Annotated in this window: 20 protein-coding genes; 13 read left to right on the top strand and 7 right to left on the bottom strand. The window is 58.9% G+C overall.

Features of this window, described 5'->3' with window-relative positions; all coding sequences use genetic code 11:
* Window positions 1-52: 52 nt before the first annotated feature.
* Window positions 53-2,419 (top strand): phosphoenolpyruvate synthase, encoded by a 2,367-nt coding sequence (gene ppsA, locus DW349_RS10685; RefSeq protein ID WP_108125608.1) that lies wholly within the window; start codon window positions 53-55, stop codon window positions 2,417-2,419.
* Here the strand turns inward: ppsA and DW349_RS10680 are convergent.
* Together DW349_RS10680 and DW349_RS10675 are read right to left on the bottom strand one after the other, a co-directional pair.
* Window positions 2,416-3,450, bottom strand: coding sequence for an endonuclease/exonuclease/phosphatase family protein (locus tag DW349_RS10680; RefSeq protein WP_157954346.1), 1,035 nt, complete (start codon window positions 3,448-3,450; stop codon window positions 2,416-2,418). The genes ppsA and DW349_RS10680 overlap by 4 nt on opposite strands.
* The gene (locus tag DW349_RS10675; RefSeq protein ID WP_108125606.1) at window positions 3,443-4,126 is read right to left on the bottom strand and encodes a YjjG family noncanonical pyrimidine nucleotidase; all 684 of its coding nucleotides are present in this window, start codon (window positions 4,124-4,126) and stop codon (window positions 3,443-3,445) included. Before DW349_RS10675 ends, DW349_RS10680 begins: the two co-directional genes overlap by 8 nt.
* 151 nt (window positions 4,127-4,277) lie before the next feature.
* Here DW349_RS10675 and ada point away from each other — a divergent pair, with 151 nt between their 5' ends.
* The 4 genes from ada (at window position 4,278) to DW349_RS10655 (ending at window position 9,076) form a co-directional block, all read left to right on the top strand.
* Window positions 4,278-5,348: a bifunctional DNA-binding transcriptional regulator/O6-methylguanine-DNA methyltransferase Ada gene (ada, locus tag DW349_RS10670; protein ID WP_108125605.1), complete on the top strand. Its 1,071-nt coding sequence runs from the start codon at window positions 4,278-4,280 to the stop codon at window positions 5,346-5,348.
* Window positions 5,345-6,622: a DUF2868 domain-containing protein gene (locus DW349_RS10665; protein ID WP_108125604.1), complete on the top strand. Its 1,278-nt coding sequence runs from the start codon at window positions 5,345-5,347 to the stop codon at window positions 6,620-6,622. Before ada ends, DW349_RS10665 begins: the two co-directional genes overlap by 4 nt.
* A complete protein-coding gene (locus tag DW349_RS10660; protein ID WP_108125603.1) occupies window positions 6,615-8,015 on the top strand; it encodes a DUF3482 domain-containing protein in 1,401 nt (466 codons plus the stop codon). The genes DW349_RS10665 and DW349_RS10660 overlap by 8 nt, the downstream gene beginning before the upstream one ends.
* Window positions 8,016-8,089: 74 nt before the next feature.
* Window positions 8,090-9,076 (top strand): alpha/beta hydrolase, encoded by a 987-nt coding sequence (locus DW349_RS10655; RefSeq protein WP_108125602.1) that lies wholly within the window; start codon window positions 8,090-8,092, stop codon window positions 9,074-9,076.
* 46 nt (window positions 9,077-9,122) lie between these two features.
* On the opposite strand, the gene DW349_RS10650 is transcribed toward DW349_RS10655, so the two are convergent.
* On the bottom strand, window positions 9,123-9,560 hold the full coding sequence (locus DW349_RS10650) for a hypothetical protein (RefSeq protein WP_108125601.1): 438 nt from the start codon (window positions 9,558-9,560) through the stop codon (window positions 9,123-9,125).
* 243 nt (window positions 9,561-9,803) lie between these two features.
* On the opposite strand from DW349_RS10650, the gene trhO reads away from it, so the two are divergent.
* Window positions 9,804-10,787, top strand: coding sequence for an oxygen-dependent tRNA uridine(34) hydroxylase TrhO (gene trhO, locus DW349_RS10645; protein WP_108125600.1), 984 nt, complete (start codon window positions 9,804-9,806; stop codon window positions 10,785-10,787).
* Between the two features lie 77 nt (window positions 10,788-10,864).
* Here the strand turns inward: trhO and DW349_RS10640 are convergent, their stop codons facing one another.
* The 3 genes from DW349_RS10640 to DW349_RS10630 all read right to left on the bottom strand — a co-directional run bounded on the left by DW349_RS10640 (window position 10,865) and on the right by DW349_RS10630 (window position 14,273).
* The gene (locus DW349_RS10640) at window positions 10,865-11,959 is read right to left on the bottom strand and encodes an aldose epimerase family protein (protein ID WP_157954345.1); all 1,095 of its coding nucleotides are present in this window, start codon (window positions 11,957-11,959) and stop codon (window positions 10,865-10,867) included.
* A gap of 107 nt (window positions 11,960-12,066) precedes the next feature.
* Window positions 12,067-13,221, bottom strand: coding sequence for a galactokinase (galK, locus tag DW349_RS10635; protein ID WP_108125598.1), 1,155 nt, complete (start codon window positions 13,219-13,221; stop codon window positions 12,067-12,069).
* Window positions 13,218-14,273, bottom strand: coding sequence for a UDP-glucose--hexose-1-phosphate uridylyltransferase (locus tag DW349_RS10630; RefSeq protein WP_108125597.1), 1,056 nt, complete (start codon window positions 14,271-14,273; stop codon window positions 13,218-13,220). The genes galK and DW349_RS10630 overlap by 4 nt, the downstream gene beginning before the upstream one ends.
* 134 nt (window positions 14,274-14,407) lie before the next feature.
* Here DW349_RS10630 and DW349_RS10625 point away from each other — a divergent pair, with 134 nt between their 5' ends.
* The 3 genes from DW349_RS10625 (at window position 14,408) to murI (ending at window position 17,612) form a co-directional block, all read left to right on the top strand.
* Entirely contained in the window at window positions 14,408-15,442 is a 1,035-nt protein-coding gene (locus tag DW349_RS10625; RefSeq protein WP_108125596.1) for a LacI family DNA-binding transcriptional regulator, read from the top strand.
* A 180-nt stretch (window positions 15,443-15,622) separates the two neighbouring features.
* On the top strand, window positions 15,623-16,744 hold the full coding sequence (ald, locus tag DW349_RS10620; RefSeq protein WP_108125595.1) for an alanine dehydrogenase: 1,122 nt from the start codon (window positions 15,623-15,625) through the stop codon (window positions 16,742-16,744).
* Between the two features lie 70 nt (window positions 16,745-16,814).
* Window positions 16,815-17,612, top strand: a complete 798-nt coding sequence (gene murI / locus DW349_RS10615; RefSeq protein WP_108125594.1) for a glutamate racemase — start codon at window positions 16,815-16,817, stop codon at window positions 17,610-17,612.
* 10 nt (window positions 17,613-17,622) lie between these two features.
* Here the strand turns inward: murI and DW349_RS10610 are convergent, their stop codons facing one another.
* Complete coding sequence (locus DW349_RS10610) at window positions 17,623-17,880, bottom strand: DUF2164 domain-containing protein (protein ID WP_157954344.1); 258 nt, start codon at window positions 17,878-17,880, stop codon at window positions 17,623-17,625.
* A gap of 106 nt (window positions 17,881-17,986) precedes the next feature.
* On the opposite strand from DW349_RS10610, the gene DW349_RS10605 reads away from it, so the two are divergent.
* The 4 genes from DW349_RS10605 (at window position 17,987) to DW349_RS10590 (ending at window position 24,243) form a co-directional block, all read left to right on the top strand.
* On the top strand, window positions 17,987-19,789 hold the full coding sequence (locus DW349_RS10605) for an ABC transporter transmembrane domain-containing protein (RefSeq protein WP_108125592.1): 1,803 nt from the start codon (window positions 17,987-17,989) through the stop codon (window positions 19,787-19,789).
* 232 nt (window positions 19,790-20,021) lie between these two features.
* Window positions 20,022-21,653 (top strand): BCCT family transporter, encoded by a 1,632-nt coding sequence (locus tag DW349_RS10600; protein WP_108125591.1) that lies wholly within the window; start codon window positions 20,022-20,024, stop codon window positions 21,651-21,653.
* Between the two features lie 337 nt (window positions 21,654-21,990).
* Window positions 21,991-23,070: an ABC transporter ATP-binding protein gene (locus DW349_RS10595; RefSeq protein WP_108125590.1), complete on the top strand. Its 1,080-nt coding sequence runs from the start codon at window positions 21,991-21,993 to the stop codon at window positions 23,068-23,070.
* 75 nt (window positions 23,071-23,145) lie between these two features.
* A complete protein-coding gene (locus DW349_RS10590; RefSeq protein ID WP_108125589.1) occupies window positions 23,146-24,243 on the top strand; it encodes an ABC transporter substrate-binding protein in 1,098 nt (365 codons plus the stop codon).
* Window positions 24,244-24,308: the final 65 nt, after the last annotated feature.

Raw genomic sequence — 24,308 nt, 5'->3', positions numbered from 1 at the left:
TAGAGCTTTACTTAAAACAACAAAACGGCCATCCGGGCGGGAGGGTAGACAGATGGATTTCGTTATTGACTTCAAACATCTCGGCATCGGTGATGTCGGCCAGGTGGGCGGCAAGAATGCCTCGTTGGGCGAGATGATCAGTAACCTGTCGCAAGCGGGTGTCTCCGTTCCCGGTGGCTTTGCGACCACGGCCGACGCCTATCGCCAATTTCTGGAATACGAAGGTTTAAAAGGCCGTATCGACGCCACGCTGGCGGCGCTGGATGTTGACGATGTTCAGGCGCTGGCGAAAGCCGGCAAACAGATTCGCGAAGAAGTGATGGCCGCCCCGTTTCCGGAACCGCTCGAAGCCGCCGTGCGTGACGCCTACGCCCAGATGACTGCGGGCGATGCGCAGATGTCGGTAGCTGTGCGTTCCTCCGCCACCGCGGAAGATTTGCCCGATGCTTCTTTTGCCGGTCAACAGGAAACCTTCCTCAACATTCGCGGCATCGATGCGGTGTTGCAGGCGATCAAAGAAGTGTTTGCTTCGCTGTTCAACGACCGCGCCATTGCCTACCGCGTGCACAAAGGTTTCGACCACAGTTTGGTCGCGCTGTCCGCTGGCATTCAACGCATGGTGCGTTCCGACATCGGCGCTTCCGGTGTGATGTTCACCATCGATACCGAGTCCGGTTTTGATCAGGTGGTGTTTATTACCGCCGCTTATGGACTGGGCGAAACCGTGGTGCAGGGCGCGGTGAATCCGGACGAATTTTACGTCTACAAACCGGCGCTGGCGGCGAATCGCCCGGCGATTCTGCGCCGTAATCTGGGCTCGAAACTGATCAAGATGATTTACGGCGCGGCCGCTGAAACCGGCCGCTCGGTGGAAACGGTCGATGTTGATGAAACTGATCGTCTGCGTTTTGCCATCAGTGATGACGAAGTGCAGGCACTGGCGCGTCAGGCGGTGATTATCGAGCAACATTACGGCCGCCCGATGGACATCGAATGGGTGCGCGATGGCAGCGACGGCCAGCTGTACATCGTCCAGGCGCGACCGGAAACGGTGAAGAGCCAGGGATCGTCGCAAGTCATCGAACGCTATGCGTTGAAAGAACACGGCAAGGTATTGATTGAAGGCCGCGCTATTGGTCAGCGCATCGGCCACGGCCCGGTGAAAGTGATTCACGACCTGAGCGAAATGCACAAGATTCAGGCCGGCGATGTACTGGTCACCGACATGACCGACCCGGATTGGGAGCCGATCATGAAACGCGCCTCGGCCATTGTCACCAACCGTGGCGGCCGCACTTGCCACGCGGCGATTATCGCGCGCGAGCTGGGCATTCCGGCGGTGGTCGGTTGCGGTAACGCCACTGAGCGCTTGAGTAACGGCATTGACGCCACCGTCTCTTGCGCCGAAGGCGACACCGGCCGCGTCTACGAAGGCCTGCTGAAATTCAACGTCGATGAAAGCGATTTGTCGTCCATGCCGGAATTGCCGTTCAAAATTATGATGAACGTCGGCAACCCGGATCGCGCTTTTGATTTCCGTACGCTGCCAAACGCCGGTGTCGGTTTGGCGCGCCTGGAATTCATCATTAACCGCATGATCGGCGTGCACCCCAAAGCACTGTTGAATTACGACGACGTGCCGGTGGATGTGCGCGAAAGCATCGACCATCGCATGGCCGGTTACGCCGGTCCGGTGGAGTTTTACGTCGAGAAAATTGTTGAAGGCGTGGCGTCCATCGCAGCGGCGTTTTATCCGAAACCGGTGATCGTGCGCTTGTCCGATTTCAAATCGAACGAGTACGCGCATTTGGTTGGCGGTTCGTTGTACGAGCCGGTCGAGGAAAATCCGATGATCGGTTTTCGTGGCGCGTCGCGTTATGTCGCCGACAGCTTCCGCGACTGTTTCGAACTCGAATGCCGGGCGATGAAAAAAGTGCGTGAAGAGTTGGGGCTGGACAACGTTCAGTTGATGGTGCCGTTCGTGCGCACCGTCGATGAAGCGCGTCAGGTGGTGGAATTGCTGGCCGCCAGCGGACTGAAATCCGGCGAGGCCGGTTTGAAGCTGATCATGATGTGTGAACTGCCGACCAACGCCTTGCTCGCCGACGATTACCTGCAATATTTCGACGGCTTCTCCATCGGCTCGAACGATCTGACGCAGTTAACGCTGGGGCTGGATCGCGATTCGGGTCTGGTGGCTGGCAGTTTCGACGAACGCGATGCAGCGGTGAAACGCTTGATGAGTCTGGCAATTCAGGCCTGTCGCAAGCAGGGCAAGTACATCGGCATTTGCGGTCAGGGTCCGTCGGATTATCCGGACTTCGCCGAATGGCTGATGCAGGAAGGTATTGAGTCGGTATCGCTGAATCCGGATTCGGTACTTGGCACCTGGTTGTATCTGGCGGATCGTACGCACTAAGCCAACTCGGGCCGGGCATTCAGCTCGGCCCACACCAGGCGATGGTCCGAGGCGAGTTCGCATGCCTCGGCCAGCGCGCCTTCCGCCGGCCACAACACCTGTGATTCCGTCACCTGCCAATGTTGCGACGGCAGTAAATAATCCGCCCGCAATCCCCAACTCGCTGTTTGTCGACCATCGCTGTTTGCCCAGCGTTGTTGTGCGCCAGTGCTGTGCGGTTGCGGATCTTGCAGGGCGGGATGTTGGATCAGTTCGCCGATGGCGCCGAGGCTGTCGCCGCCGTTCGGGTCGGCGTTTAAATCGCCAGCGATGACGATGGGCGCGTCTTTTCCCAGTCCAAAGGTTCGACCTTGGTCGTCAGTAAATTTTGTCGCCTTTAAGTAATGCAGCCAGAAGCGAATTTCATCGTCGTTGCGATGCACGTTGCGCTGTTCGTCGCCGTCAAAAGCCGGCGGTGTCGGGTGACTGACCAACAAATGAAAGCGTTGTTGCGGTGCATTGATCACCAAATCCCAATGCGATTTGCTCGACAGCCGCAGCACGTCTAAATCGTCATTGTTATAGAAAAACGAACCGTCTGGAGAACGCGGTAAATTGCCATCGGGCAGGTCGCGCCAGAGAAAGTGTTGAAAGGTGCGGCTGGCGTTTTCATCAATCGGCCAGCGTGACAACACCGCCATGCCGTACTGGCCGGGAAAATCACCAAAGCCGAACGGCGAGGTTTTTTTCGATCCGTCTTTCACCAGATCGCGACCCGAATCCACCCCGGTGTTGACCGGCCCGAAAAACCGATGCGGGTAGTCGAGGCCCGCCGGTTTGAGCCAGCGCTCAGCGAGGGCGTTCAAGTTGTTGGCCGCGGCATCGCGGTCAAGTTCATTCAGAACCAGGATGTCGGCCTGGGTGTGTTGCAACAGCCGGACAATGGCACGCAGTTGCGCGCTGCCGAAGCCGTTCAATTCGCGGCTGAGCGCGTCCGGCGTGCGCCGGTTTAGCGCGACGTTGAAGGTCGCGATGCGCAGCGGTTCAGGCATCGAGCAGCCAGTCGGTAAGACTTTCGATGCGGTGCAGATGACGCGTCGGTGGTTCGACATCGGCCGGCACCGATGGCGTCAGCCAGGCGGTGTCCCAACCGAAATTGCGGCCGCCTTGAATGTCGGTTTCGTAGCGGTCGCCGACCATCAACACGCGGTCACGCGCGGGCGAACCCATCGCCAGATTCATCGCTTCGAAAATGCGTGGGTCGGGTTTGCCGACGCCGACGTCTTCGGACACCACCAGCGCCGAAATCAACGGCGCGAGGCCAGAGTGTTCCAGGCGCGGCCGCTGCACGCGCGTTAGGCCATTGGTCAGCACCGCCAGTTGGGCGCGCTGTGCCAGACGTTGCAGTGTGGTCAGCGTGCCGGGCAACAGCGTCGATCCTTCGGCGAGAAAATCCAGGAAGCGTTCAGCCCAGGGTTCGGCGGCTTCATCGATACCGACTTCATCGAACAAACGGCGGATGCGCATCAGTTTGATGGCTTCGGGGCGAATGGCGCCGCGTTCCATTTCCTGCCACAGGTGACGGTTGATGCCGGTGTAGAGGTCGCGGTGTTCCTGGGTGTCGGCCAGACCGATGCCAGTCAGCAAACGGCCGATGGCGTGGTGTTCGGCGGCGCCGAAATCAAACAGGGTGTCGTCGGCGTCGAAAACGATCCAGTGGTACTTCATATCAATAACCCGTCGGGATTTCAGTGCCGGTATTAGAGCAAATCGGGCACGGCGGTGACAGGTTGAAAAATTAGGCCGCAAGGCTCGGAATGAGTCGGCTTGCCGGGGGTTCTAGTCTGGGTCACCATTCGAAGCCGCAGGAGAAATCGTGATGACCGCCATGACATTGAGTCTGGATGAAGCGCGCTGGGCCGCTCTGGTCGAGCGCCGTTTCGACACCTTGGAACCTTTTTACTACGCGGTGGTGACCACCGGCGTGGTGTGCCGCCCGGACTGTTCGTCGCGTCGGCCGCTGCGCGAGAACGTGCGTTTTTTCGATGCGCTGGCCGACGCCGAAGCCGCCGGTTACCGACCGTGCAAACGCTGCCGTCCGGACGCCCATTCGCCGCTTGAGCAACAACGCCAGGCGATGATTGCCGTCTGCCGTCGTCTGGAAACCGAAGACCCGACACCGACGCTGGCTGATCTGGCGGCCGATTTGAACCTGAGCCAATGGCACTTCCAGCGTCAGTTCCGCAAAGTGCTGGGCGTGACGCCGCATCAATACGCCACGGAATTTCGTGCCGGCCGATTAAAGAACGCGTTGAAATCTGCCGCCAGTGTGACCGCGGCCAGTTATGAAGCCGGCTACGGTTCCAGCAGCCGATTGTTCGAGGCGGCTCAGTCGCGCCTGGCGATGTCGCCGTCGGAGTTTCGTCGCGGTGCGCCGGGGCAACGGCTGCATTATGGTTTGGCGCCTTGTCATCTCGGTTGGGTCGGGCTGGTTGCCAGCGAACGCGGTATCTGTGGGCTGGAACTGGCCGACGATGCTGAGGCGGTGTTGGCGCGTTTACGTTCAACCTTCGCCAAGGCGGAATTGATCGCCGCTGGCGACGCCTTCGATGAGTTGCTGGCGCAAGTGGTGGCGTTTTTGGCGGCGCCGCAAACGGAGTGGTCGTTGCCGTTGGACATTCAAGGCACGGCGTTTCAATGCCAGGTCTGGCAGGCGTTGCGCACCGTTCCCGTCGGCCAGACGCTGAGTTACAGCGAACTGGCGACGCGGTTGGGGCGGCCGGAAGCCAGCCGTGCCGTGGCCGGTGCCTGTGCGGCCAACAAGCTGGCGGTGGTGGTGCCGTGCCATCGCATCACCCGGGCCGATGGCGACATCAGCGGGTATCGCTGGGGTGTGCAGCGCAAGCGCCGCTTGCTTGATCAGGAAGCCGAGCTCGTCGATCAGGGTTGAATCGCGGTGACGACGGCCCGACACTTAGGGCCGTTTTTACGTCACTGTTTGTCATTGCCAGGAGCAACGCCATCAAGGCTGCCGATCAATTCGACCTCGGTTTGCGTTGGCTTGATGCCGACCCCGATGTTCATCCCGAACCCGCGTCCGACTGGTTCGCTTTTTTGCTTCAGGCCGATTCACTGCCGTCGCAACCCCGTTTGCGATTGGCCCGATTGTGGCCGTGGCTGGCCGCATTCAACGGTGTGTTAGCGATGACGGGTTTAAACGTCTGGCCCGGCGGCGGCGTACATCTGCTCGGGCTGTTAGCGATATTTTGGGCCGTGCCGTTGCTGCTGTGGGTTTGGCAATGTTCGGCCTTGGTCACACAGCGGGCGCCTTGGTGGCGGCCTTTGCTGACACGCCATCACGATGCGGTGATCAACCGTTGGTGCGCACGTCAGGCGTTGCAGGCGCAGTGGGTGTTTGTCGCTGCCGGTCTGGTCACGCTCTGGGTCATGCTGCTTGGGCGGGAAGTGGTGTTTTACTGGAGCACGTCCATTCCTGCGGTGTCCGGCTGGATGGACAGCGGTCTGGCGCTGCTCAGTCTTGGTCTGATCGACGCGCCGGATCCGCTGATCATCAGCGCCTCTCAAGCTGGTGCTGTCTCTGGCTGGCAACAGAATCTGCTGAGTTATTCCTATTATTGGGCCGCCTGGTTGAGTCAGGTATTGGCGCTTTGGGTGTTGTTGCCGTTGAGTGTTTTGCTGCTGGTGCAGCAATGGCGCTGGCGTTCGGCACTGCGCCGCTGGACCGATCACAATCATCATCTGCGCCTGCGGTTTCAGGCGGCGCAATCGAGCGTTTTGACGTATCGGGCGCTCGATGTCGCTCAAAGTGACGCGACGTTGGACGTTCACCCGCTTGACGAACGCCAGGGCATACCGCAGATGGCGGGCTTTGTCTGGCATTTAGAGCGCTCAGTGGCGCTGGCTCCGGGTTGCCAACCTCTGGGCGACAGCGGCCAGCGTCAGGACGAAGCAATGGTGCAAGCGCACGCCGCAGAACTCTCCGCCTGGTATTGCCCGGCGCGGCTGGTGCCGACCGGCGACCTGGCCGATTTGTTGTTGGCGCATCGCGCGGCCGGTGGTGCGCCGCAGTTGTATTTGCTGGCCGCGATGTCCGACGGTCTGGATACCCAAACGCTGGCGCTCAACTGGCGTCATTTTGCGCGGCAACAAGGTCTGGGCGATCTGCCGATAACGCTGTGCTGGCTGGAGAACGGCCATGACTGATGCGCCAGACACGCCGCGTTTTGCTGTGGTCGGACATCCGAATCAGGGCAAGTCGAGCCTGGTGTCGACCCTGGTTCAGGACGATCACATTGAAGTCAGCCCGGTCAGTGGCACCACGCGCAATGCGCAACGGTTTCGTCTGGTGCTGGGCGAGCGCACGCTGTACGAACTGATCGACACCCCCGGTTTTCAGCGCGCCCGCCAGATTCTCGACTGGTGCAACGAGCGCGCGCAACACGCCGCCGACCGGCCCAAGGTGCTGGCTGAGTTTGTCGGGCAGCACCGTAATGAACCGCGCTTTGCCGACGACTGCGCCTTGCTGGCGCCGGTGTTGGATGGCGCTGGCATCATCTATGTCGTCGATGTCAGCCAGCCGTTCGGCTCGGTGTTCGACGCTGAATTGACGCTGTTGTCCTGGACCGCTCAGCCGCGGCTGGCGCTGCTCAACCCCATCGGCAACGACGCCCACGCCGAGCAATGGCAACGGGCGCTGAGTCAGTATTTTTCACTGGTGCGTCCGTTCGATCCGTTGCTGGCGCCGTTCGAGCAACACCTGTCGCTGTTGCGTGGCCTGGCCGAAGTGCATCCGCCCTGGCGCGAGTCGTTACTCGCGGGTGTCGCTGCGCTGGATCAACAACGCCAGCAACGCCATGAACAAGCCGCCGATGCGTTGCTGCTCTATGTTGAAAAGGTGCTGCGGCTGCAATTGCAATTGCCGATGACCGGGCCACGCGAGCGCATCAAGGCGGCTGGGCTGGCGCAGTTTAATCAGGCATTGCAGCGTCTGGAGTCCGGCGTGCGCGACCAATTGGCGGCGATTTACGGCCATCACGATCTGGATTGGCGCAGCGAATGGCAGGCGTTGGCGCAGGAAGATTTGACCGATGCGCGCGAATGGCGCGTTTGGGGTTTGTCGCGGGCGCGGTTGGCGTCGCTCAGTGGTGCGGCTGGTGCGTTATCCGGTTTGGCGGTCGATGCCGCTGTGGGTGGCTCGTCGCTGTTGCTGGGCGCGGTCAGCGGCGGTGTGTTGGGCGGCCTGGCCGGTGGTTTCGCCGGGCGCGATGGCGTGACCTTTCGTTGGATGTCGCGGGTGCCCGGTTACGAACATTGGCAATTGGGGCCGATTGCCAATCTGAATTTTGCGCTGGCGATGATCGGCCGCGCCTTGCGCATCTGGTACCAATTGCGCCAACGCAACCATGCCCGGCGCGACGCGCTGTCGCTCGATCAGGCCGATTTCAATACCTGGCTGAGTGGCCTTGAGCGGCAACAGCAGGTGCAGTGGCTGTATTGGGTGCGGCGCTTGATGAAACGAACACTGACCGAAACCGAAATGAGCCGGTTCCGATCGTTGATTCTCGTTATTGGGTATCAAATGGATATACCTAGATAAGTTTTAACAAAAATAAAGTACATATATAAAACGCTTTGCTAGACTTTAGCCACACACCAGAGAGAGCCTGAATCATGACGATGACCTGGGTTGTCTTGATCCTTGTAGCACTGCTGCTATTGCTGTGGTTCCTGGGGCCTCGGCCTAAGGTGGTGCTCGAGTGGTTGTTGGAAGAATTGCCGATTGAATGGAATCAGTTGCCGGCCTGGCTGACCGAGCAGGAGTCGGCGTTCAATGTTGTGCCCGGCGGTGAGAAACACATCGATTTCGCCAACCCGGAACAGCCGGCGCAGACCGACTTTGTGGTGCTCTACATCCACGGCTTTTCCGCAACCCGCCAGGAATTGGCACCGATTCCGGAACAGCTGGCGCAGGCGCTGGGTGCCAATCTCTACAGCGCGCGCCTGGCCGGGCATGGCGTGGGCAGCGATGGTCTGGGTAACGCCACCGCTGGCGACTGGTTAAAAGACACCGCCGAGGCCTGGCAAATTGCCACCCAACTGGGGCACAAGGTTATCCTGCTCAGTTGCTCGACCGGCGGCACGCTGGCGACCTGGCTGGCCGAACAACCCAGCACCCAGGATCAGTTGGCGGCCTTGGTTCTGGTATCGCCGAATTTCAAAATCCGCATGTGGGCAGCAACGATGTTCACCTGGCCGTGGTCGCGCTATTGGCTGAAATACCTCGCCGGGGAATACCGCGAAACCGAGGCGCCGAACGAGTTTGTCGCCCGTTATTGGACGACGCGGTATCCGACGCGAATACTGCACGAATTGCAGTCGCTGGTGCAGGCGATTCAGAAAAGCCCAATTGAGCAGGTGCGCACACCGACGCTGTTTATCTACAGCGATTACGATGAGGTGGTCGACAGCCGTTACACCGACAAGGTGTACGAGCGCTGGGGCGCCGAGCGGGAACGGATCAAGGTGGACGCTTTGATCGGCCATTCGAACCATGTGATCGCAGGCGATTTGCTGGCGCCGGAAAATACCGCCAAAACCTTGCAGGAAGTTCTGGCATTTTTGCAACGGCAGGGAATTGGAACGCAATCAAAGACATAAAAAAACGGCCCGGAAAGGGCCGTTTTTTTTAGCGCCGTCAGGCGACTTAAAACTGCATGCCGACCGTGAAATACGGCGCGCCCGGATGAGCGCCACCTTCGACAAACAGGGTCGTGCGGTTGATCAGAATGTTCAGACCGACTTCAGCCGCCAGGCCGAATTCGCCGTCGTTCTGGAAACCGATACCGGGGCCGATGCTGCCGTAGATGTCCAGACCGTATTCAATGTTCAGCAGCAAACCCATGGACAAATCGGCACCGACCGACGGGGTTTCGGTAAAGCCCGCGCCCAGTTCCAGTTCGCCGTAGGTGTTCAATCCGTTGCCGGACAGCGCCGGAATGTTGATCGGGAAACCCAGCGCGCCATTGACACCAATGCCGCCGTCGTAACCGGCGATGCCCAATTCGGTTCCGCCGCCGCCTGCCTGGGCGGTGCCGGCGAGGGTGAGGGCTGTCAACACAGCGGCCATTGCCAGTTTCTTCATGCTGCCACTCCTTATGAAAAATTCATTATGAAAAAACGTTTTAAAAACGTTTGAATTACCAATTGAAAGGCCGCGCTCAGTCTAGACGCCTTTGAATCCGGGTTGAACCCCGCACCGCTCGGGATGAGAACAAGGTCCGCCTTGCTTGCGAGACCTTTACGCCTTGCCTAAAATGCGCACCCTTGCAAAACCTACATTCACTTTGGCTCTGAATTTGCGATTCAGCCCGCTGGAGACCTATCGATGACCGCACCTATTGTTGTGACGGCGCTGTACCATTTTGTGCGCCTGGACGACCACACCCAATACCGCCAGCCGTTGCTGGATCTGATGGAACGCCTCGGCATTCGTGGCACCCTGCTGCTCGCCAGTGAAGGCATCAATGGCACCGTGGCCGGCAGCGCCGATGCCATTGCCGAGTTGCACCGTTGGCTGACGTCTCAACCGGTGTTTGCCGGGTTTAGCCATAAAGAGTCGCACTGCGACGAGATGCCGTTTTACCGCACCAAGGTCAAACTCAAAAAAGAGATCGTGACCATGGGCGTTGAAGGCATCGATCCGCGTCACATTGTCGGTACTTACGTGAAGCCGCAAGACTGGAATGCGCTGATCAGCGATCCGGAGGTGTTGTTGATCGACACCCGTAACGATTACGAAGTCGGCATCGGTACGTTCGAAGGCGCGGTTAACCCGAACACTCAAACCTTCCGCGAATTTCCGGATTACGTGGCGCGTGAACTCGACCCGGAAAAACACCGCAAGGTGGCGATGTTCTGCACCGGCGGTATCCGCTGCGAAAAATCGACGGCGTTTTTGAAAGAAAAAGGTTTCGATGAGGTGTATCACCTCGAAGGCGGCATTCTGAAATACCTCGAAGAAGTGCCGGAAGCAGAATCCATGTGGCGCGGCGAATGTTTTGTGTTCGACAACCGCGTTACCGTCGGCCACGGTTTGAAGCCGGGCCATTACGACCAGTGCCACGCCTGTCGCCGTCCGATTTCTGAGGCGGATAAATCGCACGCTCATTTCGAAGCGGGCGTCAGCTGCCCCTACTGTTACGACGAAGTGACCGAAGAGCGCCGCCAGCGGTTTATTGAACGCGAACGTCAGGTGCAACTGGCGCTTGAACGTGGTGAGCAACACATCGGTCAAGACGCCCGCCACACCATTGCCGAGCGTAAAGCGCAGAAGGAAGCGGCCCGGGCGGCACAGCGCGAAAACGTCTGATTAATACGATGTAAAAAAGGCGGCTGAGTCATTCAGCCGCCTTTTTTGTGCGTGATGTTTTTTATGCGCGATGTTTTTTATGAGTGATACCAGTTGGCCGGGTCGTCCTGACCGAACTGATAAACGATGACGTTGTGGTAGTTTTCGCCCGGCCGCAGGACGGCGTTGGGGAAATGCGCGTGGTTGTTGCTGTCCGGCCACAAGCCCGGTTCGAAACAAAAAGCGCCGTGGCGCAGATAGCGCTCGTTGGCGTTCTTCGGTGTGCCGCCCAAAAAATTCCCGGTATAAAACTGCACGCCCGGCTGGTTGGAGAAACATTTCAACCAGAAGCCGGTGACGTTGTTGCGCGCTTCGGCTTGCAGTACGGCGTCGTTCAGCGGTGCGTCGGCGATGATGAAGTTGTGGTCGTAACCTTCGGTGCGGCGCAAAGCAGCATCGTCGAGGGTGGCTAAGCGCGGGCTGACGTCGGTCCAGTCGCGTAGATCCAGCACGGTGTTTTCAACGTCGAGAACCTGGCCGGTGGGCAGAGCGGTTTCGTCGGCTTCGGTGACGCGGTCGGCGTGGATGCGGAATTCGTGGTTCTTCAATTCACCTGCGATGTTGCCGGCCAGGTTGAAGTAGGCGTGGTTGGTCAGATTCACCAGCGTTGGTTGATCGGTGGTGGCTTGAATGTCGAAGCTCAGCCGGTTGTCCGGCCACAGTTGAATGGTTTGCATGATATCGACCGCGCCGGGATAGCCGGCGTCGCCGTCCGGTGAATGCAGGCGCAGCACCAAGGTCGGTACGCCGTCTTCCAGCGACAACCGGGAATCCCACAGCCGACGCCCAAAGCCGTGGCTGCCGCCGTGCAAATGGTGCGGCGTGCCGTTGGTTTCGAAGGTGAATGCTTGCCCGTCAATCTCGGTTTTGCCGAAGCCGATGCGATTGGCAACCCGACCGACGGTGGCACCGAGGCTGGCGCTTTGTTCGACAAAGCTGGCGAGATCGTCGCAACCCAACACCAGATCGAGGCGGTCGTCCTGCCAGGGCAAAGAAAAGCCGATCAGGGCGGCACCGAAATTGGTCAGTCGGGCTTCGGCGCCGGCTTCGTTGCGCAGCCGGAATTGCAGGACGTCCTGACCATCGTCCAGTTGGCCCCAGACTTCTTCAGCGATCAGCGTTTTGGCAGACACGAGCGACTCCTGTTCGATGGCAATGATTGAGGGGCGCATTGTGAAAGCTGGCCGGTGGCAAGTCCAATCGGCCCTGTGGCCAGTCGAATCAACTCTGTGACAAGTAATCAACCCTGCGGATAGGCACCATTCACCGGTTGGCAGACGTAGGCCACGGGCGCTGGCGTGCGGCCATCCGGGTAGCCGCGTTCGACCACCTTCAACACCGTTTCGACTTGCGACTGCGGCACCACGGCCACCATGCAACCGCCGAAACCGCCGCCGGTCATACGCACGCCGCCAATGCCGTTCAGTTCGGCGGCGACGGCATCGACCAGTTCGTCGATGGCCGGCAGGGTGATTTCAAAGTCGTAACGCATGGAAGCGTGGCTGGCGGCCATCAGTTTGCCGATGGCGGTCCAGTCGCTGCTTTCCAGGGCTTTGACCATCGCCAGAGTGCGATCGTTGTCGGTCAGGATATGGCGCGCGCGGCGGGCGGTGACGGCGGGCAATTCGCGTTGGTGAGCGATTAAATCGTCGGTCGTTGCGTCTCTGAGACTGGGCACACCGAGAATACGCGCGGCCTGTTCACACTGCTGGCGCCGGCTGTTGTATTCGCTGTCGACCAGGCCGCGTTGAATGCGCGAATTGATCACTACGATGGCCGCGTCTTCGGGCAGGTGCACCGGTTTGATGTCGAGCGAACGGCAGTCGATCAAGGTGGCGTGGCCGGCCAGACCGCAGGCGGACACCAGCTGATCCATGATGCCGCATTGAATGCCGACGAATTCGTTTTCGGCGCGTTGTCCAAAACGTGCCGCTGCTGGTCCGTCCAAGGCTTCGCCGCTGAAGCCGGTTAAGGCGCGGGCGGTGGCAACTTCCAATGACGCCGACGAACTCAAACCCGTGCCTTGCGGAATGTTGCCGTGCACCAGCAAGTCGGCGCCGCTGAGTTGGAAACCGCTGCTGAGCATGACGTGGCAGACGCCGCGCAGGTAGTCGGACCAGGGCGCTTTGGGATCGCGTTCAATGGGTTCGTCGAGGCTGAACTGCGACCAGCTTTCGCCCTGGTCGAGCGCACACAAACGGACGATGCGATCGGCGCGTGGTTTGCCGGCGAGGCAGGTGTGAAAGTCGATGGCGGCGGGCAGGGCAAAGCCGTCGTTGTAGTCGGTGTGCTCGCCGATCAGGTTGACGCGGCCAGGCGCCAGAAAATGCGCCTCGGCGGGCGTCTGAAACAATCGTTCAAAGGCGGCGCGGGTCTCAATGGCCAAAGGGTTCATGCAGTCTGCTCTCGGTAGTGACGGTCGCTGACGGCGCGCAGGCGCTCAGCGGCTTGTTCGGGGGTCAGATCGCGCTGGGCTTCGGCCAGCATTTCGTAGCCAACCATGAATTTGCGCACGGTCGCGCTGCGCAACAGCGGTGGGTAAAAGTGAGCGTGCACTTGCCAATGGTCGCGTTCGGTGTCGCCACAGGGCGCGCCGTGCCAGCCCATTGAATACGGAAAGCTGGTTTGAAACAGGTTGTCGTAGCGGCTGGTCAGACGTTTGAGCAGATCGGCCAGGCTGTCTTTTTCCGCGTCGGTCAGATCGTCCAGATGGCGGCGGTGCGTCAGCGGCATCACCAGGCTTTCAAACGGCCAGCTGGCCCAATAAGGCACGACGGCGATCCAATGTTCGTTCTGCACCAACGTACGACGGCCGTCGGCGGCTTCGCGTCGGGCGTAATCGAGCAGCATCGGGCTGCGGTGTTCGGCCGTATAGCGCCGCTGGCTGGCGTCTTCGTGCGCCGGCAGCGACGGCAAATGCTGATTAGCCCAAACCTGGCCGTGCGGGTGCGGCTGTGAGCAACCCATAACGGTGCCTTTGTTTTCAAACAGCTGCACCCAGCGATAGTGCTGGCCGAGTTCGGTCAGTTGATCGACCCAGGTATCGACCAAGGCGCGAATGGCCGGTAATGGCAGTTCCGGCAGCGTCAGGCTGTGGTCCGGGCTGTAGCACAACACCCGGGCCACGCCGGTTTCCGGTTCGGCGCGAAATAGGGGGTCGGTTTGCGGATGTGACGCTTTTGGTGTGTCGGGCATCAAAGCGCCGAAATCGTTTTCGAATACGTAGGTGCCGCTGTACGCCGGATTGGTTTCGCCGCTGACCCGGGTGTTGCCCGGGCACAGATAACACTGCGGATCGTAACTGGGTAAGACGGCGTTGCTGGCCGCTTCGGTCTGACCCTGCCAAGGCCGCTTGGCGCGGTGCGGCGAGACCAATATCCAGTCATCATTGAGTGGGTTGTAGCGACGATGCGGGTGATCCTGCGCGTCGAAAACGGGCGGCTTCATGGCGGCTCCCTGTGATTGCTCGGCTCAGTCTAAGTCATTTGAAAACGTTTTCAAGTTGCACGAAAGTCGGTCGTTGTATCGCTGCGGGAAAGCGGTCAGACTGTGGCTCGATTTCAATCAGTGAGGGCGTTGGCTTGTCCACCATCAAAGACGTTGCGGCTCAGGCTGGCGTATCGGTTTCCACTGTCTCGCGCGTGATCAACCACCCCGATTCGGTGGTGCCGAGCAAACGGCAAGCGGTGTTGGCGGCGATGCAGGCGTTGGATTACCGACCCAATTCGCTGGCGCGGGCCTTGGTCAGTCAGCGCTCTGACTGCGTCGGTCTGGTGGTGGGTGAAATCGATTCGCCGTTCTTTGCCCAACTGATGGCTGGCGTGCATCGGGTGCTGCTCGATGCCGGCAAGCACGTTATCGTAACTGCCGGCTATCACCAGGCTGAACAAGAGCGTGAGTCGATTCGGTTTTTGCTCGAGCGCCGTTGCGACGCCTTGATCGTACACGCCAAAGCCTTGCCTGAAGCCGAGTTGGAAGCGCTGGTCGGCGGTTCCACGCCGGTAGTGCTGATCAACCATTTACTGCCGCGATTCGAAGAGCGTTGTGTCTATCTCGATAACGAAGAAGGCGCCTATCTGGCGACGCGTCATCTGTTGGCGCGCGGCCATCGCCGCATCGGTTACATCGGTTCGAACCGGGGCATTGAGGATGGCGCCGACCGCGAACGCGGTTATCAGCGCGCGCTGAAAGAATTTGGTTTGGACGCCGATCGTCGCGATCAGGTGCGTGCCTTTCCAGACGAAGCCGGCGGCCACGATGCCATGGCCGAAGTGTTGCGGCGCAGCCCGGACCTGACCGCTGTGTTTGCCTACAACGATGCCATGGCTGCCGGTGCCATCAACATGCTCAAAGACAGCGGCTATTCCGTACCGGAAGAGATTTCGGTGGTTGGTTTTGACGACGTTATTCTGGCGCGGTTGTTGTCGCCACGATTGACCACGGTGCGCTATCCGATTGGCGAAATGGGCGCGTTGGCGGCGCAACTGGTGTTGCACGATCTGGACGAGCGTTTTCCGGCGGTGGAGCAACCGCGTCGTTTTACGCCCCGGTTGATCGAGCGACATTCGGTGCGCCAGCGCGATGCCTTGACCCAGTCGGCAACGTCGTCACAGTGAAATCCACTGCTATTGGCTCGGTATGGCGTTTTATTTCCGGCCAATCAGCATTTGTCTTAATAATCTTCTTGTTTCACCGCCTTAATACAGAACCTCTTTTAACCGCGACCTTTCTATACTGACGGGGTTGCTGCGCGTCGATCCGCGCAGCAGAACCCATGACAGAGGAGAAGGGCTGCGATGAAGATTGGCGTCCCCAAGGAAATCAAAAACCATGAATACCGCGTCGGGCTGACGCCGTCGGCGGCGCGCGAGTTGATCCATCACGGCCACGAGGTCGGTGTTGAAACCGCTGCCGGTGCAGCGATTGGTTTCAGCGACGAAGAATACCAGGCCGCCGGTGCGCAGATTCTGGCTGACGCCGATGCGGTGTTCGACTGGGCGCAGATGATCGTCAAGGTTAAAGAACCGCAGGCCGTTGAACGCAAAAAACTCAAACCACACCACACCCTGTTCACCTATTTGCACCTCGCTCCCGACCCTGACCAGACCCACGATTTGCTGGCGTCTGGCGCGGTCTGCATCGCCTACGAAACCGTCACCGACGCCGCCGGTCGTTTGCCGTTATTGGCACCGATGTCGGAAGTGGCTGGCCGGATGTCGATTCAGGCGGGCGCGCACTGTCTGGAAAAAGCTCAGGGTGGCCGTGGCCTGTTGCTCGGCGGCGTGCCGGGCGTGGCGCCGGCCAAAGTGGTTGTCATTGGCGGTGGCGTGGTTGGTCAAAACGCCATTGCAATGGCTGTGGGCATGGGCGCTGACGTGACTGTGCTGGACAAAAACATCGATGCGCTGCGCGCCCTGGATCGCCAATACGGCAATCGTCTGTGCACGCTGTACTCCACGCGCGAAGCGCTGGAACAGCAGGTGTTGGACGCCGATCTGGTGATCGGTGCCGTGCTCATTCCCGGTGCCGCAGCGCCGAAACTGGTCAGCGCCGACATGATCAAACGCATGAAACCGGGCGCGGTGGTGGTGGATGTCGCTATCGATCAGGGCGGCTGTTTTGAAACCTCCAAGGCGACTACACACGCCGAGCCGACCTACGTGGTCGATGACGTGGTGCATTATTGCGTCGCCAACATGCCCGGCGCGGTTGCGCGCACCTCGACCATGGCACTGAACAACGCCACCTTGCCGTTCACGCTGGCACTGGCGAATAAAGGCGCCAAACAGGCGCTGGCGGACGATGCACATCTGTTGGCGGGTCTGAATGTCTGCCGTGGCAAGCTGACCTACAAGAGCGTGGCCGAAGACCTGGGTCTGGACTATCTCGACGCCCGTTCGGCGCTCGATTTGATCTGATCGAACGGTCCTAGACTTAACCCCGGTCTCACCTTAGGCTTGCTGCCTCGATTGAGCAGGAGTCGCAAGTGTGATCGGGGTTTTTGATTCGGGCATCGGCGGTTTAACGGTGCTGCGCTGGGTGCGTCAGCGTTTGCCACAGGCGCCGCTGTTGTATGTGGCCGATCAGCGCTGGTCGCCTTATGGCGCCAAACCCAGTTGGTTGTTGCAGCAACGCTGCGATGCCATTGCCGATTGGTTGATTCATCAGGGCGCGACGCTGTTGGTCGTCGCCTGTAACACCGCTACCGCGCATTGCGTCGAAGCGTTGCGCAAGCGTTTGACGGTGGTTGTCGTCGGTGTCGAACCCGGTATTAAGCCGGCGGCGCTCGGCAGTCGCACCGGTACCATCGGTATTCTGGCGACAGAAAACACTTTGGCTTCGAGCCGTTATCAGGATCTGGCGGCGCGCTTTAACCCTAATACCCGCATTCTCAATCAACCCTGCCCGCATCTGGCCGATGCCATCGAACGTGGTCCGGATAATCCCGATATTGACCGACTGCTGCACGAGTACGTGCCGGGTCTGGTTGAAGCGGGGGTTGATCGTCTGGTGCTCGGTTGCACGCATTACCCCTTGGTGCGCGAACGCATTCAGGCGTTGATTGGTTCCGGCATCCGGTTGATCGATACCGGCGAGGCCATTGCCGCTGAAGTCGGGCGGCGCTATCAATCGATACCCGGAGAAACCGCCAGCACGCGTTTGCTGACCACTGGCGATGCGCAGCGATTGCGCAAACTGATCCAAGCCTACCCGAGTCTGAATGCCGCTTTCAGCGAAGCCGACTGCGCGCAGGCGCCAGCGGCGTTATTGGACGGCCCGATGTAACCCGAACCGCTCAGCCGCGCTCGGCCTGTTCCAGGGCGTACAGGTCGTCTTCAATGCGGGCGTGGTATTCGCGCACCACTGCCAGAGACTCGGCGATGGCGCGGTTGTGAATGGCGGGCGTCAGTTGTTCGATGAAATAGTCGATGACCGATTCGGCCTCGAACTGACCCAAGTCGAGGCTCAGCTCTTCTTCAAACCAGTGGCGGCAATGCAGATTAAGTTGTTCGCGCTGTTCTTTGCTTAACAGCGCAATGGGGTTGTTGGCCATTGCAGGCTCCCGTCTGTGGCAGTCCATAAGTCACTTTCGGCCCGGCCTCGCTTGTTTTCCCCGGCCTGGCCCAGATGGTGGGCAGCATCTATGAAAGGGGAACTCCATGTCCAGCCAACCCGCCACCCGCTCTTCGTTACCGTTTGGATTTCTTGCACAGCTCTGGCCCTATTTGAGCCGCTATCGCGGCATTCTCACCGGTGCCTTATTGGCGCTGATTTTAACCGCCGGCCTGACGTTGTTGATGGGGCAGGGCGTGCGTCTGGTTATCGATCAGGGGCTGTTGGCGTCGTCGTTGAGTGCGTTGAACCGCACCCTCGGTTTGATGATGGTGTTGGTGGTGGCGATGGCGGTCGGCACCTTCACTCGGTTTTATCTGGTCACCTGGCTGGGTGAAAAAGTGTCGGCGGATTTGCGCGCCGATGTGTTCGCCCAACTGGTGCATTTGCATCCGAGTTATTTCGAGGAAAACCAGAGCGGCGACATCATGTCGCGGCTGACCACCGACACCACCTTGCTGCAATCGATCATCGGCTCCAGCTTGTCGTTCGCGTTGCGCAATGTGCTGACGGTCACCGGCGGTCTGATCATGCTGGTGGTGACCAACCTGAAACTGGCGGCCGTGGTGTTGCTCGGTGTGCCGGCGGTATTGGTGCCGGTGATGTTGATGGGCCGGCAACTGCGCGTGCTGAGTCGGCGCAGCCAGGACAGCGTGGCGGATGTTGGCACGTACGCTGGCGAAATTATCCGTCAGATCAAAACCGTGCAGAGTTACGGTCGGGAAGGTTACGAAAAGGCCGCCTTCCAAGTCGAAGTCGATGAAGCTCTGGCGGTGGCGCGGCAACGCATTCGCCAACGTTCTTTCCTGATGGCGGTCGTTATTCTGCTCGCCTTCACCGCCATTGCCGCCATGATCTGGGTGGGCGGCTACGACGTTATGACCGGCCAGATGAGCGGCGGTGAATTGGCGGCTTTTGTGTTTTACGCGGTGATGGTCGCTTTTGGTGTGGCGGGCGTTTCGGAAGTCTACGGTGAAGTGCAACGTGCCGCCGGTGCGACCGAACGCTTGATGGAATTGCTGGCCGAGCCGTCGTTGATCACCGACCCGGCGCAGCCTGTTGCGGCCGACCTGAATCAGGCCGAGGCATTGCGGTTGGACGAGGTGCGTTTCAGTTATCCCAGCCGACCGGATCACAACGCGCTTGATGGTGTATCGCTCGGCGTGCGGCGTGGGGAAACGCTGGCGCTGGTCGGTCCCAGTGGAGCGGGTAAATCGACTTTGTTTGAACTGTTGCTGCGTTTTTACGACCCACAAGCCGGTGTCGTACAGGTGCAAGGGCAGGACGTTCGTTCGTTAGCGTTGGCCGAATTACGTGATCAGTTCGGTCTGGTTCCGCAGCAGCCGGTGCTGTTCAGCCAGAACGTCTGGCACAACATCCGTTACGGCCGACCCGATGCCAGCGATGAAGAGGTAATCGCTGCGGCCAAAGCCGCTCATGCGTACGATTTCATCATGGCCTTGCCGCAGGGGTTCGACAGCCATCTGGGTGAAAACGGCGTGCGTCTGAGCGGTGGGCAAAAGCAACGGCTGGTTATCGCCCGCGCCATTTTGAAAAACCCGGCGATTCTGTTGCTGGACGAAGCGACCAGCGCGCTGGATTCGGAAAGTGAGCATCAGGTGCAACAGGCATTGCAGACCTTGATGCGTGACCGGACCACGCTGATCATCGCGCATCGGTTATCGACGGTGCTCGAAGCCGACCGCATTCTGGTGTTGGACCAGGGCCGTATTCAGGCCATCGGCCGACACAGCGAACTGCTGCAAAACTCTCCGCTTTATCGGCGCCTGGCCGATCTTCAATTTGCCGACGCTCAGTTGGCTACCGCACTTTCCGAGACCTCTCGCTGATCTGATCCCGGTGAAAACCCTGCGTTTCGTGTCGTTTACAGGCACGGAATGCGGGCACCCGGGTTGTAAGATAATTGTCAATCCCGTAGTGTTTAGACCTCGAAATAAAAAGTCATCACTGTTTGGCATCGCTGAACACGGAAAACCCGCTGTACGCGAGGCCTGGTGAGACGACGGCCGGCGGAGCTGGCCGTAGAACCTCCGTCAAGATGATTAGAGTAGAGGATAATTCATGACCGATAACACGGATATGATCCCTCCGGAAGGAGCGGCGAATCCGATCGATACCGATTATCAGGTGGGGCAGGACAATATTCAGATGAGTATTGGCCCGTTCGGCCTGGACATTCACAACCGGGTTTTCCTGATTTCCGGCCTGGTGATCGTAGCCTTCGTCTTTCTGACGCTGGTGTTTCAGGACAGCGTAGGGCCTTTGTTCCAGGGCTTGCTGTCCTGGCTGTACACCAACTTCGATTGGTTCTTCCTGCTCAGCGGCAACATCTTTGTGCTGATGTGCATTGTGCTGGTGCTGTCGCCGCTGGGCAAAGTGCGGCTGGGCGGCACCGAAGCCAAGCCGGACTATACCTACGCGGGCTGGTTTGCCATGTTGTTCGCCGCCGGTATGGGCATCGGTCTGATGTTCTATGGCGTGTCTGAACCGATGAGTCATTTCCAATCGTCACTCGGTGGCACTGCTTTGGGCGATGGCGGCATGCGCTCTGATTGGGCGCCATTGGGTGCAGCGGCGGGCGATGCTCAGGCTGCCGCTAATCTCGGCATGTCTGCCGCCATCTATCACTGGAGTCTGCACCCCTGGGCTATCTACGCCATCCTGGCGTTGGGGCTGGCACTGTTTTCCTACAACAAGGGTTTGCCGCTGACCGTGCGCTCCATCTTCTACCCGGTTTTGGGTGAGCGTGTCTGGGGTTGGCCGGGCCATGTGATCGATATTCTGGCGGTGTTCTCCACCATCTTTGGTTTGGCGACGTCGTTGGGTCTGGGTTCGGCGCAGGCTGCGGCCGGTCTGAATGCGTTGTTCGGTATTCCGCTGGGCACGACCACTCAGGTCATCCTGGTGCTCGGCATCACCTCGATTGCACTGTTCTCAGTCGTGGCCGGTTTGGAAAAAGGCGTTAAACGCTTATCCGAAATCAATATGGGTCTGGCCATTCTGCTGCTGCTGTTTGTGGTGCTGGTCGGCCCGACGCTGGCTATCCTCTCCGGTTTCTTCGGCGACCTCTGGTCGTACGCCAAAAACTTCACCGCACTGTCGGTGCCGTTTGCTCGTGAAGACAGCAATTTCAGTCAGGGCTGGACTTCCTTCTATTGGGCCTGGTGGATTTCCTGGTCGCCTTTCGTCGGCATGTTCATCGCGCGGGTTTCGCGTGGTCGGACGGTACGTGAATTCATCATCTGTGTGTTGTTGATTCCGTCTCTGGTCTGCGCGTTCTGGATGAGCGCTTTCGGTGGCACCGCCATTCACCAGTTCATCAATGACGGCTACACCGCCGTGGCGGACGCCGGTCTGGATTTGCGTTTGTTTGAAATGCTGGCGGCGATGCCGTTGTCGGAGATCACTTCGTTTATTGCCATCATCCTGGTCATCGTCTTCTTCGTGACCTCGTCGGATTCCGGCTCGCTGGTGATCGACACCATCACCGCTGGCGGCAAGATGGAAGCGCCAACACCGCAACGGGTGTTCTGGGCGTCGTTCGAAGGCTTGCTGGCAATTGCGCTGATTCTCGGCGGTGGTCTGGCAGCGTTGCAGGCGATGGCCGTATCCACCGGCTTGCCATTTACGCTGGTGCTGCTGTTCGGCTGTTTCACCCTTTTCCAAGGGTTGCGGACCGAGCCGCGGGCCTGAGTAACTGCCAAAAAAAGCGGGTCTGAGTGCCCGCTTTTTTTGGCATCTATCCGACGGTAATTGATCAATTATTGTTCGAATAAATCTTTGTTGACGAAAACTTCGTCCGGCAAGGAATTTGCAAACATTTTTTGTTCAAACCATTGTCGGAACGATGGCTTAGAAAGCGTTATTTTTCGCACCTTACTGGGGCGGGTTCGTTGCTGGGTGAACCGAAATAAATCAAAAAAATCCTTAGAAATCAGTGCGAATTAAGAATTTTTGTCTAAGACTGGACGCCGTTTCACTAGGCTGTTAATTATAGCTATAAGGTTAATTTGCTGGACAGGATCAACCCGTGGAGCCATTCGCCAAATTCAAGAACGTTCAGAAAAGTTATGACGGTATTTCCCTGGTCGTGAAGGATTTCAATCTGGACATTGATCCAGGTGAATTTGTGACCTTATTGGGGCCTTCCGGCTCCGGCAAAACCACTTGTCTGATGATGATGGCGGGTTTTGAAACGCCGACTCATGGTCAGATTCTGCTTAAGAACGAACCCATCACCCGCCTGCCTCCGCACAAACGCGGCATTGGCATGGTGTTCCAGAATTACGCTTTGTTCCCGCACATGAGTGTCGCTGAAAACCTGGCCTTCCCGTTGGAAGTTCGTGGTTTCAGCAAGAGCGTCATTCAGGAAAAAGTCGACAAGGCGTTGGGCATGGTGCGCTTGCAGGGGTTTGAGAATCGCCGCCCGGCGCAGTTGTCCGGCGGTCAGCAACAACGCGTGGCCTTGGCCCGGGCGTTGGTGTTCGAACCCGAGTTGGTGTTGATGGACGAGCCGCTGGGCGCGCTGGATAAAAATCTGCGTGAAGAAATGCAGCTGGAGATCAAGCGCATTCACGAAGAATTGAACGTGGCGATGATTTACGTAACGCACGATCAAGGCGAAGCGCTGACCATGTCGGATCGCATTGCTGTCTTTAACGACGGAGTCGTGCAGCAGTTGGCAACACCGGACGAACTTTATGAACGCCCGGAAAATGCCTTTGTTGCGTCCTTCGTCGGTGAGAACAATCGCTTCGGCGGTGAAGTGGCTGAACTGGCCGACGGCCAATGTCGGGTGCGTCTGCCGGACGGCAGTCTGATTGCGGCTACGCCAGTGGCGGTCGATAGCACCGGCCAGAATTCAACGCTGTCGATTCGTCCCGAACGGGTGGTGATTAATCCGGATAACGGCGCACTGCCCAACATCTTCGATGCTGAGGTGAAAGATGTGATTTACCTCGGTGATCATCTGCGCACGCGGGTGTCGGTTTGCGGCAACGACGAGTTTGTGGTGAAGACGCCAAACTCGGTCGAACAGCAATCGCTCAAGCGTGGTCAGAAAATTCGGGTGGGCTGGTCCCACGCCGATTGTCGAGCCCTTGATGCGTAACCTCTGAACGCATCCCAATTATAAGCACCATCATAAAACCGGAATTCACCGGTCAACTATGCAGGAGACTCAACCATGAAAGCGAAGACGGAAATTGTGCCCAAGGCGCTCGTCGGTCTGGCGGCATTGTCGCTGGGCATCAGCGTTGCCCAAGCCGACACCCTGAACATCGTATCCTGGGGTGGCGCCTACACCATGAGCCAGCAACGGGCTTATCACGAACCCTGGATGGAAATGACGGGCGACGAGATCGTAAACATCGACCGTTCTGCCAACGCACTGGCGGGTCTGCGTGCTCAGGCCCAGGCCGGTAACATCACCTGGGATCTGGTCGATATTCTGCCGGCCGATGCCATCATCGCCTGCGACGAAGGCCTGGTTGAACCACTTGATCACGATGCTCTGTTGTCCGCCGCACCGGATGGCACCTTGCCGACGGCTGACTTCATCGAAGGTTCACTGACCGAGTGCTTTGTACCGACGATCGTTTATTCCAACGTCATCGGCTACAACACCGAAGCCTTCCCGGCCGACAACCAGCCGTTCCTGATGGAAGACGTGTTCAACCTGGAAGACTTCCCGGGCATGCGCGCCTTGCAAAAAGCGCCGATCAACAACCTGGAATGGGCGTTGATGGCGGACGGTGTGGCCACCGAAGACGTGTATGACGTTCTGGAAACCGAAGAAGGTATTCAGCGTGCCTTTGCCAAACTGGACACCATCAAAGATCACGTCATCTGGTGGGAAGAAGGTGCACAGCCGCCGCAGTTGCTGGCAGACGGTGAAGTGGTTTTTGCCTCCGCCTATAACGGTCGCCTGTTCAATGCCGCGGTCAACGAAGGTCAGCCGTTCGAAATCATCTGGGACAAGCAAGTGTTCGAGCTGGATGGTTGGGTAGTACCGAAAGGCAAATTGGACAAGGTCGCTGATTACCTGGCGTTCTCTACCGACACTCAGCGTCTGGCAGACCAGGCCAAGTACATCTCCTACGGCCCGGCCCGTGCCTCTTCTGCTTCACAAGTGAGCACACACGCTGACACCGGCATCGACATGAAGCCGCACATGCCGACCTATGGCCCGAACTTCGCCACCGCCATTCAGAAGAACGATGAGTTCTGGGCGGACTACGGTGACGAACTGAACCAGCGTTTCAACGCCTGGTTGGCTCGCTGATCGAACGAGCGTCCGTTCAGGGCTGGAACCGGGACTGAGATCGTCCCGGTTCCATTTCTTTAATA

Origin of the sequence: Saccharospirillum mangrovi (assembly GCF_003367315.1) — a bacterium.
Lineage (GTDB): Bacteria > Pseudomonadota > Gammaproteobacteria > Pseudomonadales > Natronospirillaceae > Saccharospirillum > Saccharospirillum mangrovi.
Note: the sequence above shows the minus strand (reverse complement) of the source record. Positions and strands in the feature narration are given on the sequence as shown.

Coding starts and splice junctions, on each gene's coding strand:
- ppsA (WP_108125608.1), top strand. CDS start 53: ATGGATTTCGTTATTGACTTCAAACATCTCGGCATCGGTGATGTCGGC.
- DW349_RS10680 (WP_157954346.1), bottom strand. CDS start 3,450: ATGCCTGAACCGCTGCGCATCGCGACCTTCAACGTCGCGCTAAACCGG.
- DW349_RS10675 (WP_108125606.1), bottom strand. CDS start 4,126: ATGAAGTACCACTGGATCGTTTTCGACGCCGACGACACCCTGTTTGAT.
- ada (WP_108125605.1), top strand. CDS start 4,278: ATGACCGCCATGACATTGAGTCTGGATGAAGCGCGCTGGGCCGCTCTG.
- DW349_RS10660 (WP_108125603.1), top strand. CDS start 6,615: ATGACTGATGCGCCAGACACGCCGCGTTTTGCTGTGGTCGGACATCCG.
- DW349_RS10655 (WP_108125602.1), top strand. CDS start 8,090: ATGACGATGACCTGGGTTGTCTTGATCCTTGTAGCACTGCTGCTATTG.
- DW349_RS10650 (WP_108125601.1), bottom strand. CDS start 9,560: ATGAAGAAACTGGCAATGGCCGCTGTGTTGACAGCCCTCACCCTCGCC.
- trhO (WP_108125600.1), top strand. CDS start 9,804: ATGACCGCACCTATTGTTGTGACGGCGCTGTACCATTTTGTGCGCCTG.
- galK (WP_108125598.1), bottom strand. CDS start 13,221: ATGAACCCTTTGGCCATTGAGACCCGCGCCGCCTTTGAACGATTGTTT.
- DW349_RS10630 (WP_108125597.1), bottom strand. CDS start 14,273: ATGAAGCCGCCCGTTTTCGACGCGCAGGATCACCCGCATCGTCGCTAC.
- ald (WP_108125595.1), top strand. CDS start 15,623: ATGAAGATTGGCGTCCCCAAGGAAATCAAAAACCATGAATACCGCGTC.
- DW349_RS10610 (WP_157954344.1), bottom strand. CDS start 17,880: ATGGCCAACAACCCCATTGCGCTGTTAAGCAAAGAACAGCGCGAACAA.
- DW349_RS10605 (WP_108125592.1), top strand. CDS start 17,987: ATGTCCAGCCAACCCGCCACCCGCTCTTCGTTACCGTTTGGATTTCTT.
- DW349_RS10600 (WP_108125591.1), top strand. CDS start 20,022: ATGACCGATAACACGGATATGATCCCTCCGGAAGGAGCGGCGAATCCG.
- DW349_RS10590 (WP_108125589.1), top strand. CDS start 23,146: ATGAAAGCGAAGACGGAAATTGTGCCCAAGGCGCTCGTCGGTCTGGCG.